Annotated in this window: 17 protein-coding genes; 6 read left to right on the top strand and 11 right to left on the bottom strand. The window is 72.4% G+C overall.

The features are described from left to right. The first annotated feature begins 40 nt into the window (after positions 1-40). From MM440_RS15830 to MM440_RS15810, 5 genes are all read left to right on the top strand, one after another. Positions 41-859 carry an inositol monophosphatase family protein gene (locus tag MM440_RS15830; protein ID WP_241444880.1) on the top strand — a complete coding sequence of 273 codons (819 nt, stop codon included), beginning with the start codon at positions 41-43 and terminating at the stop codon, positions 857-859. Then, entirely contained in the window at positions 856-1,536 is a 681-nt protein-coding gene (locus MM440_RS15825; protein WP_241444879.1) for a 4'-phosphopantetheinyl transferase family protein, read from the top strand. Before MM440_RS15830 ends, MM440_RS15825 begins: the two co-directional genes overlap by 4 nt. After that, complete coding sequence (locus tag MM440_RS15820) at positions 1,533-1,985, top strand: hypothetical protein (protein WP_241444878.1); 453 nt, start codon at positions 1,533-1,535, stop codon at positions 1,983-1,985. The genes MM440_RS15825 and MM440_RS15820 overlap by 4 nt, the downstream gene beginning before the upstream one ends. Positions 1,986-2,180: 195 nt before the next feature. Continuing rightward, entirely contained in the window at positions 2,181-2,663 is a 483-nt protein-coding gene (locus MM440_RS15815) for an MFS transporter (RefSeq protein ID WP_241444877.1), read from the top strand. Between the two features lie 381 nt (positions 2,664-3,044). Continuing rightward, the gene (locus MM440_RS15810) at positions 3,045-3,209 is read left to right on the top strand and encodes a hypothetical protein (RefSeq protein WP_241444876.1); all 165 of its coding nucleotides are present in this window, start codon (positions 3,045-3,047) and stop codon (positions 3,207-3,209) included. 50 nt (positions 3,210-3,259) lie between these two features. On the opposite strand, the gene MM440_RS15805 is transcribed toward MM440_RS15810, so the two are convergent. The 8 genes from MM440_RS15805 to MM440_RS15770 form a co-directional block, all read right to left on the bottom strand. Further along, entirely contained in the window at positions 3,260-4,213 is a 954-nt protein-coding gene (locus MM440_RS15805) for a tetratricopeptide repeat protein (protein ID WP_241444874.1), read from the bottom strand. A 43-nt stretch (positions 4,214-4,256) separates the two neighbouring features. Continuing rightward, a complete protein-coding gene (locus MM440_RS15800) occupies positions 4,257-5,198 on the bottom strand; it encodes a hypothetical protein (RefSeq protein WP_241444872.1) in 942 nt (313 codons plus the stop codon). Between the two features lie 156 nt (positions 5,199-5,354). Then, positions 5,355-7,139, bottom strand: a complete 1,785-nt coding sequence (locus MM440_RS15795) for a coenzyme B12-dependent isobutyryl-CoA mutase large subunit (protein ID WP_241445856.1) — start codon at positions 7,137-7,139, stop codon at positions 5,355-5,357. A 208-nt stretch (positions 7,140-7,347) separates the two neighbouring features. Then, positions 7,348-8,208 carry a DUF559 domain-containing protein gene (locus MM440_RS17465; RefSeq protein WP_241445855.1) on the bottom strand — a complete coding sequence of 287 codons (861 nt, stop codon included), beginning with the start codon at positions 8,206-8,208 and terminating at the stop codon, positions 7,348-7,350. 331 nt (positions 8,209-8,539) lie between these two features. After that, positions 8,540-9,055 (bottom strand): MarR family winged helix-turn-helix transcriptional regulator, encoded by a 516-nt coding sequence (locus tag MM440_RS15785; protein WP_241445853.1) that lies wholly within the window; start codon positions 9,053-9,055, stop codon positions 8,540-8,542. A 45-nt stretch (positions 9,056-9,100) separates the two neighbouring features. Continuing rightward, positions 9,101-9,643: a GNAT family N-acetyltransferase gene (locus tag MM440_RS15780; protein ID WP_241445851.1), complete on the bottom strand. Its 543-nt coding sequence runs from the start codon at positions 9,641-9,643 to the stop codon at positions 9,101-9,103. After that, a complete protein-coding gene (locus MM440_RS15775) occupies positions 9,640-9,960 on the bottom strand; it encodes a thiamine-binding protein (RefSeq protein ID WP_241445849.1) in 321 nt (106 codons plus the stop codon). The genes MM440_RS15780 and MM440_RS15775 overlap by 4 nt, the downstream gene beginning before the upstream one ends. 61 nt (positions 9,961-10,021) lie before the next feature. Beyond that, a complete protein-coding gene (locus tag MM440_RS15770; RefSeq protein ID WP_241445841.1) occupies positions 10,022-11,041 on the bottom strand; it encodes a GNAT family N-acetyltransferase in 1,020 nt (339 codons plus the stop codon). 285 nt (positions 11,042-11,326) lie between these two features. Between MM440_RS15770 and MM440_RS15765 the strand changes: the two genes are divergently transcribed. After that, a complete protein-coding gene (locus MM440_RS15765; protein ID WP_241445834.1) occupies positions 11,327-11,926 on the top strand; it encodes a COG4705 family protein in 600 nt (199 codons plus the stop codon). 49 nt (positions 11,927-11,975) lie between these two features. On the opposite strand, the gene MM440_RS15760 is transcribed toward MM440_RS15765, so the two are convergent. From MM440_RS15760 to MM440_RS15750, 3 genes are all read right to left on the bottom strand, one after another. Further along, positions 11,976-12,710, bottom strand: coding sequence for a DUF4184 family protein (locus tag MM440_RS15760; protein ID WP_241445832.1), 735 nt, complete (start codon positions 12,708-12,710; stop codon positions 11,976-11,978). A gap of 100 nt (positions 12,711-12,810) precedes the next feature. Beyond that, a complete protein-coding gene (meaB, locus tag MM440_RS15755; protein ID WP_420914181.1) occupies positions 12,811-13,758 on the bottom strand; it encodes a methylmalonyl Co-A mutase-associated GTPase MeaB in 948 nt (315 codons plus the stop codon). Positions 13,759-13,822: 64 nt separating this feature from the next. Continuing rightward, positions 13,823-15,034, bottom strand: coding sequence for an acetyl-CoA C-acetyltransferase (locus MM440_RS15750; RefSeq protein WP_241445828.1), 1,212 nt, complete (start codon positions 15,032-15,034; stop codon positions 13,823-13,825). Positions 15,035-15,112 lie beyond the last annotated feature (78 nt).

The following is a 15,112-nucleotide window of genomic DNA, read 5'->3' as shown; positions in this document are numbered from 1 at the left end:
GACTCGGTCGTCGACGCGCGCACCGTGAGAGGCTGGAGCCATGAGCGAAGCCGCACCCTTCGACGCCGCCGGAGCCGCCGCCGAAGCCGCCGACGACTCGACGCTGACCGACCTGGAGCTGGCCGCGACCCTCGTGCGCGAGGCGGGGACGCTGGCGCTGCAGATGCGCGGCGGGGGCCTGCAGACGCACACCAAGACGTCGGTGTCCGACGTCGTCACGGCGGCGGACCACGCGGCTGAGCGGCTGGTCGGGGACCGGCTGCGGGCCGCTCGCCCGGACGACGGGATCCTTGGCGAGGAGGGCACCGCGAAGGAGCCCGCCAGCGGCCGCACCTGGGTGATCGACCCGGTGGACGGGACCTACAACTTCGCCTCCGGCCTGTCCCACTGGTGCAGCGCGCTTGCCCTCACCGGACCAGCCGGTGTGGTCCTCGGCGCGGTCTACCACCCGCAGAGCGACGAGCTGTGGCTCGGTGGCCCCGAGCTGCCGACCACGCGCAACGGCGAGCCGGTCGAGCGCATCGAGGACCGACCGCTGGACCAGATCAGTGCCGCGACCTACCTGCACCCGACCCGGTTCACCCGGCCCGAGATCTTCGAGCCGTGGAAGGCCGCGACCTCGCGCGTCGCGACCGTGCGCATGCTCGGCTCGTCGTCGGTCGACCTCGCGTCCGTGGCCGGCGGCCGGATCGGCGTGTGGTATCAACACTCCTGCCCCGACTGGGACTGGCTGCCCGGCAAGGCGCTGGTCGAGGGCGCGGGCGGCGCCACGGCCCTCGTGCAGGTGGGCCCGGTCCGCTGGCACGTCGCCGGCGCACCCACCGGGGTGGCCGGGATCGTGGCCGCGCTCGGGTCGTGACCTCCGGCCGGACCGTCGCCGCGGTCGGGTCGAGCGAGTCGCTCGTGGCGCAGTGGTCCGGCGGCTCCGCCTACCCCGTCGCGCTGCGCCAGCTGCTCAGCGAGGCCGAGCAGCAGCGCCACGACCGGCTGCGTCGATCGAACGACCGGCGGGACTACCTCGCCGCTCACCTGCTCGTCCGGGTGCTCGTTCGCGGGCTCGCCGTCGGCGCGGGGCTCGACCACCTTGACCCGGCCTCTCCGCTGGACGTGGCCGCGCTCGCCGCCATCGAGATCGAGCAGCGCTGCCCGACCTGCGGACGCACGGGGCACGGCCGCCCGGCGGTCGTCCGCGGGCCCGACGTCGCCGTCTCGTGGGCGCACGCGGACGGAGTCGTGGCAGCAGCGGTCACGCCCGGACGCACCACCGCCATCGGCATCGACGTAGAGCGGATCGGGGCTCGGTCCGAGCGTGCGGCCGGGGTGTCGACCTCCACCTGGTGCCGGATGGAGTGCGCCGTGAAGGCCGGCCTGACCGACCTCGACCAGGTCCTCGCCCATGGGGTGCCACCCACGCCCGGGCTGTGCTGGACCGAGCACGCCGTAGACCTCGCCGGTCACCTCACCCAGGTCACCGTGCTCGCCCCCGGCGTGGCCCGGGTCTGCCCCGCCACGCCACCGGGTATGCCCCGCCCATGAGCGACCCCACGCAGACCCCGGCCACCCCGTCCCAGCTGAGCGACGCCGACAAGGACGTCATCCGTCGCGGCGCCTTCGGCGCGATCGCCCTGGTCTCCAAGGCAGACCCCGGCTTCTTCGCGACCTTCAAGGAGTCGATGGCCGGCTCCAAGGCCCTGGCCAAGGCGCCCGAGCAGATCCGTGAGCTCCTCCAGGGCGGGCTGATGGCGCCGCCGAGCGGCTCGCCCGAGCAGGTCGAGTCCAAGATCCTCGGCGACCTCAAGGCCGCGATGGCAGCGCTCGCGTCCCACCCGGAGCTGCAGCGCGGCTACCGCGAGGTGCTCGAGAGCGCGATGAACGAGGTCGCCGGCGCCTCCAAGGGCGTCTCCCACGACGAGCAGGCCGAGATCGACCGGATCCGCGGCGTCCTCGACGGCAGCGCTGACACCCCCGGCAGCGCCGGAGCCTGATCCTGCTCGTTCGCACCGCCACCGACTCGCTGACGCCTGCGCGCTAGCCCCTGCCGCTAGTCCCTCCCCGCTAGCCTCTCCAGAATGACCTGGAGGGGACGCCTCGGCCGACGCGGCGCCATCCCCGAGGTGCTGCGGTCCCGCGACTACGCCTGATTCTACGGCGCTCGGGTCAGCTCGACGCTCGGGACCGCGATGGCCACCGTCGCGCTGACCTTTGGCGTGCTCGAGATCGACGGCTCGCCCGGCGCGCTCGCCCTGGTCCTGGCGGCGCGCACCGGCGCCTGCTGCCTGCTGCTGCTGCTCACCCACACGGCGAGCATCGCCACCTTGGTCGTCCTCGAGGCGGTCAACGGCGCCGTCACCGCTTTCACCATGCCCGCCATGCTGGGGATCGTCCCCGAGCTGGTGCCCCGGCCGCTGCTGCAACAGGCCAACGCGCTGCTGTCCTTCACCCGTTCCGGGATGCAAATCCTCGGCCCTACGATCGCAGCCCTGCTCGTCGTCGGTGTCGGTGCCGGATGGGCGCTGGCGTTCGATGCGCTCACCTACGTGCTGGCGATCGGCTGCCTGGCTCGGGTGCGCCTCCCGGCCGCGAGAGCGTCCGGCCCCGATCATCCCCTGCTGAGCTGCGGGCGGGCTGGACCGAGTTCACCGTGCGACGCTGGGTGTGGGTGATCGTCGTCGCCTTCGGCATCCTCAACGCCGTCAGCGCCGGAGGCTGGCTCGTCCTCGGACCAGTTGTCGCCAAGGCCACCGCCGGCTTCGGCGAGCGCGGCTGGGGTCTCGCGCTCAGCGTGGAGTCCGTAGGCCTGCTGGTCGGGACGGTCCTGCTGCTGCGTCTGAGGCTGCGGCGACCGTTGCTCGCCGGCATGATCGCCGTCGCGGGCGTCGCGCTGCCGATCCTCGCCCTCGGAGGCGGGCTCACCGCTCCCTGGGTCGCCACGGCGGCGCTCTTCGCCGGTGTCGGGTCCGCGATCTTCGGGGTCGCCTGGGACACCGCACTGCAGCAGCACGTCCCGCAGGCCGCGCTCTCGCGGGTCTACAGCTACGACATGCTTGGCAGCTTCGTCGCCATGCCCGTGGGTCAGCTCGCGTGGGGGGCTGATCGCGTCCGCCGTCGACCCGCACCGACTCATGGTGGTGAGCGGGGTGGTCTACCTGATCGTTGCCCTCGGCACCCTCACGATCCGCAGCGTCCGAACGCTGCCCGACCAGGCGTAGACCGCGCCACCGGAACTGCCGCGTCTGGCTGGGTGAGGCCCTGGCTCAGGTCAGAACAGGGCGCTCATCAGCGAGGTGCGGCCCTTCTTGACGCGGGGGTCGTCGTTGCCGATGACGTCGAACAGCCCGATCAGGTGCAGGCGCGCTGCGTCGCGGTCGTCGCCCGCGTGCGTGCGCACGAAGTCGATCAGCCGGGTGAACGCGTCCTCCAGGTGACCACCGAGCACGTCGAGGTCGGCCACCATCGTCTGGGCGGCGACGTCGTCGGGGCGCTCGGCCGCGGCCTGGCGCGCCTGGGCGAGGTCGACGCCCTGGGTGCGGGCCAGCAGCTGCATCTGCGCGAGGCCGAGCTGGGCCTCGCGGTCGTCGGGGTTGTCCGCCAGGGCCTTCGTGAAGGCGGCGATGGCCCCGTCGAGGTCGCCACGGTCTACGGCGTCGTAGGCCTCCTGGATCAGCGGCGGGAGCGGCGGCTCGACCTCAGCGCCATTGCCCTCGGCGTCCTCGGCACCCGGCACGCGGCCGGTGATGCCGTTGCTGACGGCGATCTTGAGCAGCTCGTCGACGTAGGCAGTGATGACCTCGCGCGGCTGCGGCCCGACGAAGAGCGGCACCGGCTGACCCTGCAGCATGCCGATCGCCATCGGGATCTGCTGCACCTGAAGGGCTTGCGCCAGAGAGGGATTCGCGTCGATGTCGACGGTGGCGAGCTGGAAGCGACCGCCCGCCGCCCTGGCGACGGCCGAGAAGTCGTCGACCACCGCGCGGGTCTCGGGGCGCGACGCCGACCACAGCAGCAGCACCACGGGCACCGAGATGGAGGAGTTCATGATCGCGGGGACGGTCGCGTCGGTCGCCTCGACCACCACGCCGCCCTGGGCCTGCGAGCCACCGGCAGCGGGGCCGGCGGGCTTGGACCCGGCGGCTCCGGGCTGCGGGCGCGCAGCCAGCGCGCCGAGATCGACGGCGCCACGCAGCGGCGCACCGGGGAACGGTTGAGACGTCATGGGCTCATTGTCTCCTATCTGGCGCGATGTGCCGAAGTCGCGGTCAGGAGCCGCTCGCGGACACGGTGCGCTCGTCGGCACCGACCAGGTGGGCCTGCCCGGCGCCCTTCGGCACCTCGAACGCGAGGGCCTCCTGGGTGACCCAGGTCCCCTTGTGCTTCAGCGTCTTGGGACCCTTCGCCGCCTGGAAGGCAGCCGGCGTGGCCACCTCGGCTCCCTCGGTCACGGTGATCGTCGTCGTGCGCTCCAGCGTCGCGAGGACCAGCGCTCCGCCGTCGGCCTGGGTCACCGTCGTCGTGCCCGGCAGGATGCGCTGGGTGGACGTCGCCGATCCGGCGCCCTTGACCCCGTCGGCCAGCTGCGTCTCGGCCGCCCGCACTTGGGCGGCGAACGGGTCGGCCGCCACGGTCTTGGGCAGCGGGCTCGGCGAGGGATGCACGAGAGACTTCGCGTAGGCCGTGACCAGCGCCTCCGGGGTGATCGCCAGCCCGGCCGGCGCGCTGAACGCGGTGCCGCTGGACAGCGAGGGGAAGGCCCGCACCTGGGCGCCGTCGAGCAGCGGCACCAACCGGGTGGCCTTCGCCGCGGCGGACGCGGCCGGCTGGGTGACGACGACGAGCGCGGGCACACCCTCCTGGGGCTGGGTGACCGCGAGCCAGCTCGCCGGGTAGCCCCCGAGCGGCGTCGAGCGGGCCAGCAGGCGCACCCCCGAGTCCGCGCTGAACGTCGGCCTCGTCGCGCTGCTCGCGGCGCCGCCTGGCGTTGCGGTCGTGGCTGGGGTGGTCGCTGCCGGGGTGGTCACCGCGGCCACCGCGCGCTCGACGATCTGCTGGTCGCTGAGCGCCGCCGTGGTGGGGGCGGTGCTGGGGCTGGTCGTCGTGCTCGGGCTGGTCGTCGTGCTGGGGCTGGTCGCACCGCCGCTGCACGCAGCCAGCAGGGTGGCGGCGCAGGCGACGGACAGCAGACGAGCGGGGGTGCGGGGCACGACAGGGCCTTTCCGGGGTCTACCCAGGGTGTTTGCGGGGCTACGGACAGCCCTTCCACCATGCCCGACCGGCGCGCAGGCACCAAACTCGGTGCCTGCGTCGTGGGCGCCGGGAGGCGTCGGGTGCGGCCCCGTCGTGACCGGGCCGGACCGCCCTCAGAACCGCGCCGGCTCCCGGTAGATCCCCCATTCGGCGCGCAGCGCGTCGCAGATCTCGCCGAGGGTCGCCTCGGCGCGGACGGCATCGAGCATGGCCGGGATCATGTTGGCGTCGGTGCGCGACACCTCGACCATCCGGCGGACGGCGTCGGCCGCGATGTCCTCGTTGCGGCCCGCGCGGCGTCGCTCGAGGTCGGCGACCTGGTCGCGCTCCACCTCGTGCGACACGCGCAGGATCTCCAGCTGGTGGCTGACCGAGCCGGTGTGGTAGTTGACGCCGACGATCTTCTTGGTGCCCTCCTCGAGGGCGATCTGGTAGCGGAACGCGGAGTCGGCGATCTCGCCCATGAACCAGCCCTCCTCGATGCCCCGCAGGATGCCGCTCGTCATCGGCCAGGTGCCGCCGGTCGCCATGCCCCGGCTGGCGTCCACGAGCTCGCGCAGCCGCTCGGTGTCCTTCGCCTCCGCGCCACTCGTGCCCATCCGCAGGATCTGGTCGAAGATCGCCTCAGACTCGGCCTCGATGCGGTCGGTCAGCGCCTCGACGAACCAGCTGCCGCCGAGCGGGTCCGCCACGTTGGTGACCCCGGTCTCCTCCATGATCACCTGCTGGGTGCGCAGCGCGATCTCGGCGGACTGCTCGGTCGGGAGGGCGAGAGTCTCGTCAAGAGCGTTGGTGTGCAACGAGTTCGTGCCACCGAGCACCGCGGCGAGCGCCTCGACGGCGGTGCGCACGACGTTGTTGTAGGGCTGCTGCGCGGTCAGGCTGACCCCTGCGGTCTGGGTGTGGAAGCGCAGCTGCAGAGCCTTCTCGGACGTCGCGCCGTAGACGTCATGCAGCCAGCGCGCCCAGATGCGCCGGGCCGCACGGAACTTCGCGATCTCCTCGAAGAAGTCGAGGTGGCTGTCGAAGAAGAAGGACAGGCCGGGGGCGAACGAGTTGATGTCGAGGCCGCGCGACAGGCCGAGCTCGACGTAGCCGAACCCGTCGGCGAGCGTGAACGCGAGCTCCTGCGCGGCGGTGCTGCCGGCCTCGCGGATGTGGTAGCCGGAGACCGAGAGCGGTTTGTAGGCAGGGATGTTCGCGTCGCAGTAGGCCATCAGGTCACCGATCAGCCGCAGGTGCGGCTCGGGCGCGAAGAGCCACTCCTTCTGCGCGATGTACTCCTTGAAGATGTCGGTCTGCAGCGTGCCGTTGAGCGTCGACGTGTCGACGCCCTGGCGTTCTGCCGCAACGAGATACATGCAGAAGACGGGCACCGCCGGGCCGCTGATCGTCATCGACGTGGTCGTCGCGCCGAGCGGGATGTCCTTGAACAGCACCTCCATGTCGGACGCGCTGTCGACCGCGACCCCGCAGTGCCCGACCTCGCCGAGGCTCATCGGGTCGTCGGAGTCGCGCCCCATCAGGGTCGGCATGTCGAACGCCACGCTCAGACCGCCGCCCCCGCGCTCGAGGATCATCTTGTAGCGCTCGTTGGTCTGCACCGCGTTGCCGAAGCCGGCGAACTGGCGGATCGTCCAGGCCTTGCCGCGGTAGCCCGTCGCGTGCAGCCCGCGCGTGTAGGGGAACTCCCCCGGCCACCCGATGCGCTCCATCCGCTCGTCGGTCGCCGCCTGCTCCTCGCTCGGCCCGTAGACCGGGTCGAGCTCGAGACCCGACAGCGTCGTGAAGTCGGCGTCCCGGACCCGGCCCGCGGCCAGGGCCGCGTCGTAGCGCTGCTGCCAGCGGCTGCGCCCGTCGGTGAGCGGACGGTCTACCGGAGTGTCCTGGAGAGTCATGTCGCCAATTTACTAGGACGTCCTAGTAAATGCCACCCTCCCCCGCGACCTACCTCCCCTGAGCGCACCCTCGTGTGCCGTTCGGACTGATTCACGCGGCTTTGAACGTGCCAACAGCCCTCGACGGGCCATGAATCAGTCCGAAGCGCACACCGTGGACCCCACTGGAGCGCCGACGCTCTGGCAGAGCCCGGCGAGTGGCGGGAGCTCACCCGGCCAACCGGGGCGGTGAGGGCGGGACCAGGCCACGATGAACGCCCCGCCAGTGCTGCAGGCACCACCGCACTAACTCCGGGTGGTGCATGATCTGCTCCCACGAGAAGCGCAGCACGGTCCAGCCGAACACCACCAGCAGGTCATAGCGGCGAGCATCCCGCTCCAGCTGCCGCCGCTCCCCGTGCCAGGCGAACCCCTCCGCCTCGACCGCCAGCCGCAGCGTCTCGTCGCCGAGGTCCACCCGGGCGAAAAGGCCGTCCTCGCACACCTGCAGCTGCGGCGTGAGGGCCAGGCCCAGCTCGATGGCGATCGCCCGCAGCACCGACTCCATCGGGTTGGCGGAGAGCCCCGAGGCCAGGCGAGCGACACGTCGAGCCCGGGCGGCGCCCTTCCCCTGGAGCGTCGCGGCGGCCGACCGAAGGTCGCGCGACTCGAGGAGTCCCTCCCGCAGGGCAGAGTCGGCAATGCACAACGCCTCGTCGAACGGCAGGTCTCGTGCACAGTCCAGCACGGTGCGCAGCACGGTCGTCGACGCCGTCTGCCGGTCGATCTCGTCCGGGCGCAGACTCCGGTAGCTCGCGCGCAGCTGCTCGTCCGGTCGTCGCCGCAGCCGGTAGGTGCGCGCGACGGTGATCCACGGCGTGATCGGCTCGGCCTTGACTGCCAACCCCCAGCGCAGCGCCGCGGAGGTGTGGGACACGACACCGCCGTGGGCGGCCGCCACCTGGCGGTGCTGGTTCAGCCGGCCATGCGCGTAGCGGCCGCGTGCCACCCGCACCAGCACCCCGTCAGCGACGGCGCGGCGAATCCATCGACGCGGCCACCGCGCATCCAGCTGAGCGCGCGTCGCCACCCAGCCCAACGCCTCCATCCGTCGGTCAAGCTCAGCTGAATCCACGACAACAACGCCAGCCGCACGCCAGCCGCATCAAACGCGGTTATGCACAGGCCATATCTCGAGCCTCCGTTCGCCAAGCCGCCCCGTCGACCTCCCGCGATCCCGGAAGCCGGGCACCAGGTCTACCCGGTGTGCGCTTCGGACTGACTCACGCGGACTTGAACGTGCCAACAGCCCTCCGCGGGCCATGAATCAGTCCGAAGCGCACACCTGCACCCCCAGCCCCGCCCAAGCGCGACTCCCACGCCCGCTCCAGCGCGACCTCCGGCCGACGCGCGAGCGCCACTCAGGGCGCGAAGTCGCCGTTGGCGAGGCGGACCTGGCGCATGACGCCGGTGAGGGTCCGCACCTGGTCGGGGTCGAGCGCCGAGAGCCCGAAGTCGAGCGCGTGCAGCGCGGCGGTGGCGGCCTCGACGACCTCGCGGCCGGCGGAGGTGATCTCGGCGAGGGTGCCGCGCCCGTCGGCGGGGTTCGGCACGCGGCGCACGAAGCCCTGGGCCTCCAGCCGCTGCACCGCGGAGGTGGCGCTCGTCGGATGGACCATGAGGCGCTCACCGATCTTGCTCATCGGTAGAGCTCCCGTGCGGCTGAAGGTGAGCAGCACCAGCACCTCGTAGCGCGCGAACGTCAGCCCGTGCGGAGCGACCGCAGCATCGAACCGCGCGGTGAGCAGCTGGGCCACGCGCAGCACGGACGTCGCCGCGGCCATCTCGTCGGCGGGCGCGTCGGACCCCCAGCGCTGCACCCAGGTGTCCTGGGCGACGCTGATCGGGTCGAACGGCAAGGGGGTCGACGGTGCCACAGGCGAAGGATACGACCCGGCCCGCGCACGGACCGGCACCGCGTGTCAGGCCGAGACTCGCACCATCCGTAGCTCGCGCACGCCCAGTCCCGGGTCGGTCCTGGTCGTGCCGTCCGGCTCGAAGCCGAGCCGCCGGTAGTAGGCGATGGCTCGCCCGTTGCCCTCGGCGACCCACAACGACGCGGCTCGGTCACCGTGCGTCTCCTCGACGAGCAGGTCTGCGACACCCGTGCCGTGTTGTGCCGCAACAACATTCAGGGCCCAGAGCTCGACCTCGGTCGGCGGGTCGTCGTCGCGGCTGGCGCCGACCGACGCGAAGCCCACGAGCTCGCCCGAGGGAGCGACGGCGACCCGGGTGAGGGCGGGCTCGTGCGCGCCGCGAGGCAGCAGCCTGCCGGCGAGGATCTGCGCCCACCGCTCACCACGGTCTACCGGGTCCAGCTCGTCGAGGACGGTGTCGGACATCAACCCGCGGTAGGTGTCGCGCCAGATCTGCACGTGGATGCGGCCGAGCTCAGCAGCGTCCGCCACCGTGGCGGCCCGGGCGGTGAACCCGGCCTCCCGAGCACCCGAGGCGCCGGCCCTCACGAGTCGCGGCTCTCCTTGGCGGAGAGCGCGTCCTCGAGCCGCTCGAGCTTGCCGTCGAGCTCACCGGTGTAGCCGGGGCGGATGTCGGCCTTGAGCACGAGCGAGACGCGCTGGCTGTGGGCGCCGACCCCGTCGCAGGCCGCCTTGACCACGGCCATGCACTCGTCCCACTCCCCCTCGATGGTCGTGAACATCGCGTCCGTGCGGTGCGGCAGACCGCTGGCGCGCACGACGGCGATGGCGTCCGCGACCGCGTCGTGGACCGAACCAGAGGCGTCGGCGGCAACGCCGGGGGCGACGGAGAAGGCTACGAGCATGGGTCGATCGTAGGCACGCCGGGCCGCCGCTGAACAGCCCCCCTGTGAAAAGCCCTCCCGCTCAGTCCAGCTCGCCGATCATCGACACCATGTCCTCCAACGGCACGAAGCCCAGCCGGTCGTTGACCGCGAGCATGGGGGCGTTGTCGATCGCGTTCCAGGTGCGCACGACGCGGGTCTGCGGAGCCTGCTCGGCGAGCGCGGCCAGCCCGGTCAGCTTCACACCCAGGCCCAGCCGGTGCCCGCGATGCGCCCGGTGCACGTAGGTGCCCCGCTGCATCACAGGAGCGTCGGGGTCTGCACGAACCTTGAGCTGGTTGAGGGCCACCGGCTCGCCGTGCGCGTCGAGGGCGACCGTCTCGATGAGCGTCAGGCCCGCGTCGACCAGCACCGCCGTGCGCCGACGGTAGGACTCGGGGCTGGCGATCTCGGCCTCGAAGTCGGTCTCCCCCGTGGGTGAGTCGACCTCGACCAGTCCGTCCAGCGTGAGGTACGCCGTCAGCAGGTCGTCCGGCACGCCGTTGACGTACGACTCGAATCGGTAGCCCTCCCAGTGCGGTTCGCACTCGGCGCGCAGCTCGACGTCCAGCGCGGGAGCGATGGGGACGGCGAGCTCGGAGCGCACGTCGCGGTAGGACTCCCGCAGCCCGAACGAGCGGGCGAACGCCACGTCGGTGCTGTCCTGCGCACCCCGCGGGATGATCACCTCCCCGACGAACCGCGTCCGTCCCTCCGCCCGCGACCGGTCCAGGGTCGCGCGACCCAGCGCGGCGCCCACGCCGCGACGACGGTGCTCCGGTGGCACTAAGACCGTGGGGTGCGCGAGGTCGGTGTTGGCCATGCGCGGCAGCATCAGCTGCGCCGCACCGACCACCGGACCGCTCTCGCCGTCGCGGGCGACGAAGAGCACCGCCTGAGTGTCCTGCAGCGCCCGGAACGCGGCGAGCCGCTCCCGCCACGCGATGGTGGGCTCGTGCGGCCGGCCGGCGCGCCAGGCGCCGTCCTCGGCAGCCGCATACTCGCGGAAGGTCGCCTCGTCGTCGATGGCCACCTCGCTGACGACGATGCTCTCTCGCTCCATGGTGCTCGACGCTACCGGTGACCGCCGGCGCCGCACGAGCCGATTTCCCCGCTTACCCCGCGCGACCGACGCTGAAGCACGGCTGAGACCTGAACGCCCCCTTCAGCCGTTGTAGAACGATCCAAGCCGCGCGCCCCTAGCCTGGAGACATGCCCTCCAGCACCCGCCAGCCCGACCTCGTCCTGCCCGCGACGGCGACCGCGACCAGCCGATGGGGCGCCGCCCTCGACCGGGTGATGGCGACCAAGGTGCCGGCGGTGCTGGGCTCGGGTGTGGCGCTGCTGATTGCCCTGGGGGTCCCATCTGCGCGCGGACCGCTACTCCCCCTGGACCTACTGGATCGCCGTCCTGCTGGTCAGCGTCTTCGGCACGGTCGCGGCCGACGTCGTCCACGTGGCCCTCGGGGTGCCCTACGAGGTCTCGACGCCGTTCTTCGCGGTCGTCCTGGCCGTGGTGCTCATCACCTGGCGGCGGGTCGAGGGCACGCTGTCGATCCACTCCGTGCGCACGACCCGGCGCGAGCTGTTCTACTGGGCCACCGTGCTGACGACGTTCGCGCTCGGCACCGCGGCGGGCGACCTGTCCGCCAAGGACACCAACCTCGGCTACCTCGGCTCCGGGCTGATGTTCGCGGCGATGTTCGCGGTCCCGGCGGTGCTGTGGCTGGCGACCCGGCGCCACGAGGTGGCGCTGTTCTGGTGGGCCTACGTGCTCACCCGCCCGTTCGGCGCGTCGTTCGCCGACTGGATGGGCGTGCCGGCGGAGCGCGGCGGTCTCGGCTGGGGCACCGGCTGGGTCACCCTCGCGCTGCTCGTGCTGATCGCCGTGACCGTCGCCCACCTCGCTCGGACGCACCGCGACCAGCCCCTCCCTGCGACCGACTGAGCCGGGCCGACCGAGGGCGTCCGACTGAGTGGGGCCCCGGGCCGACGGGCTACCGCCGGACCACCCGGCGCACGACCTGCCAGATGAGCGCGACTTCCCCGAGCGCCGTGGCGGCGGCCGAGAGGGTCATGACGACCAGGTAGTAGATGCGGTACTCGATCGGCCAGGTCGGCTGGACGGCGAACTCGCGCAGCGCGAGCACCGTGGCGGCGCCCACCGCGATCAGCGGAGCGCCCCAGACCCACGGCGCCAGTCGCGGCAGCACGCGTGCCACCGGCACGACCGGGCGACGCCGCAGCAGCATCCAGCACGCGACCGCGATGATCGCGAGTCCGACTGCGCCACTGGCATATTGGCTCAGCTTGTAGACCGGTGGCGTGCCGTCGCGCAACCACTGCGCGCGCTGCACCCACCACCCGTCGACGTGCGTGAACGAGTCCCAGAGCACGTGGGTGGCGGCGCCGATGGCGAACGTGGGGACGGCGATCAGCCACCACCGCGGCCCGGTGCGGTGCGGGTGGGGCAGCCGGTCGCGCAACGAGCCGGGTGCCGCGTCGACGAGCGGGCCCCAGAGCAACCAGACCCAGGCGGCCGCGAGCAGCACCCCGATCAGCACGTCCCAGGTCAGCACCCCCACGAGCGAGTGGGTCTGGTGATAGCTCACGCCCACGTGCACGAAGAGCACCAGGTCCGGGGCGACCGATCCCGCCACCAGCGCCAGCATCGGGAGGCCGGTCCGACGCAGCGGCAGCACGGCTGCCGGGTGGGCGAGGGTGAAGGGCACGAGCGCCAAGGATAGTTGCGGCCCCGGCGCCCGACGCCCACGCCGGACACCCGCGACCGACACCCACGCCGGGGCTACACCGACGCCAGATCAGGTCAGGTCAGGTCAGGCTGGCGACCACGTCGTCGGCGGCGGTGTAGGCGCTGGCGGTGCCGTCGACGACGAGGGCCGCGTGGTCCTCGATGCCGTGGCCGCCGCGCAGGTCGCCCATCCGCTCGCGCAGGGTCTTGATGACGATCGCCTCGATCTCGTCGGCGGCGCGACGCAGCCGGCGCTTGCGCAGGACGCCGTGCTCGGTCATCCAGGCCCAGTGCTTGTCGAGCGCCTCGACGACCTCGTCGACCCCCTCGCCGCGCGACGCGACGGTCTTGAGCACCGGCGGTCGCCACAGGTGCGGCTCGGTGCGGTCGCCGAGGGAGATCATGTGCCGGATGTCGCGCACGGTGTTGTCGGCGCCGTCGCGGTCGGCCTTGTTGACGACGAAGACGTCACCGATCTCGAGGATGCCGGCCTTGGCGGCCTGGATGCCGTCGCCCATCCCGGGAGCCAGCAGGACGATGGTCGTGTCGGCGAGGCCGGCGATCTCGACCTCGGACTGGCCGACCCCGACGGTCTCGACGAGCACGACGTCACAGCCGGCGGCGTCCAGCACCCGCAGCGCCTGCGGGGTCGTCCAGGACAGCCCGCCGAGGTGCCCGCGCGACGCCATCGAGCGGATGTAGACCTCTGGGTCGAGCACGTGGTCGTTCATCCGGATCCGGTCGCCGAGCAGGGCGCCGCCCGAGAAGGGCGAGGAGGGGTCTACAGCGAGGATGCCGACCCGCTGACCGCGCTTGCGCAGCGCCGTGACCAGGGCCGACGTGGACGTCGACTTGCCCACGCCCGGGGAGCCGGTGATGCCGATGATGTGCGCGCGGCCGGTGTGCGGGGCGAGGGCCGTCATGACCTCGCGCAGCTGCGGGTGGGCGTCCTCGACCATCGAGATCAGCCGGGCGACGGCCCGCGGTGCACCCGCCCGGGCCTGCTCGACGAGGGTCGGGACGTTCATCTGCCGCGCCATCTGGCTCTACCTGCTCTCGTGCCGGGAAGCTGACCCCAAGGGGAGCTGACCCCTAGACCGTATCCGAGGCCGGCACCGTGATGATCAGCGCGTCCCCCTGACCGCCGCCGCCGCACAGGGCTGCGACCCCGGTGCCGCCGCCGCGCTGCTTGAGCGCCTGGGCCAGGTGCAGCACGATGCGTGCGCCGGACATGCCGAGCGGGTGGCCGAGGGCGATCGCGCCGCCGTCGACGTTGACGATCGCCGGGTCGAGGTCGAGCTGGCGCTTGGCGGCGACGCCGACGGCCGCGAACGCCTCGTTGATCTCGATCAGGTCGAGGTCGGCGGTCTCGATGCCCTCCTTGGCGCAGGCCGCCTTGATGGCGTTGCCGGGCTGCTGCTGCAGCGAGGAGTCGGGGCCGGCGACGGTGGCGTAGGAGTGGATCTCGGCGAGCCAGGGCAGCCCGAGCTCCTCGGCCTTCGCCCGGCTCATCACGACCATGGCGGCGGCGCCGTCGCTGATCTGGGAGGCGCTGCCCGCGGTGATGCTGCCGTCCTTGATGAAGGCGGCGCGCAGCTTGCCGAGCGACTCGGCCGTCGTGTCACCGCGGACGCCCTCGTCCTCGCTGACGACGACCGGGTCGCCCTTGCGCTGCGGGATGACGACCGGCACGACCTCGTCGGCGAACCGGCCCTCGGCCCACGCGGCGGCCGCACGCTGGTGGCTCTTGGCGGCGAAGACGTCCTGCTCCTCGCGGGTGATGGCCTCGTCACCGACGTTGGCGGCCTCGGTGAGCAGCCCCATCGACTGGTCCGTGAAGACATCCCAGAGGCCGTCGACCTCCATCGAGTCCGCGAGCGCGGCGCTGCCGTACTTGAAGCCGCCGCGCGACTTCTCGAGCAGGTGCGGAGCCTGGGACATCGACTCCTGACCGCCGGCCACGACGATGTCGTGCTCGCCCGCGCGGATCAGCTGGTCGGCCAGCGCGACCGCGGCCATCCCCGACAGGCACACCTTGTTGATGGTGAGGGCGGGGACGGTCATCGGGATGCCGGCCTTGACCGCGGCCTGGCGGGCGGGGATCTGACCGGCACCGGCGGTGAGCACCTGCCCCATGATCACGTAGTCGACCTGGTCGGGTGCCACCCCCGACTTCTCGAGGGCCCCCTCGATGGCGACGGCGCCGAGGTCGGCGCCGCTCTGTCCCTTGAGCGAGCCGAGCAGGCGCCCCATCGGGGTGCGGGCACCGGCCACGATCACGGACGGGTTGGAACCTTGCGACATGGGGGTGCCCCTCCAACGACGATGGTGCAGGAGCCCCTACTGTAGCCCCGCTGCGGGGGGTCGAGATCCGCGCGGATA

This window comes from Arsenicicoccus piscis, assembly GCF_022568835.1.
GTDB classification, from domain to species: Bacteria; Actinomycetota; Actinomycetes; order Actinomycetales; family Dermatophilaceae; genus Arsenicicoccus; species Arsenicicoccus piscis.
This window is presented reverse-complemented; position numbering and strand designations above follow the sequence as displayed.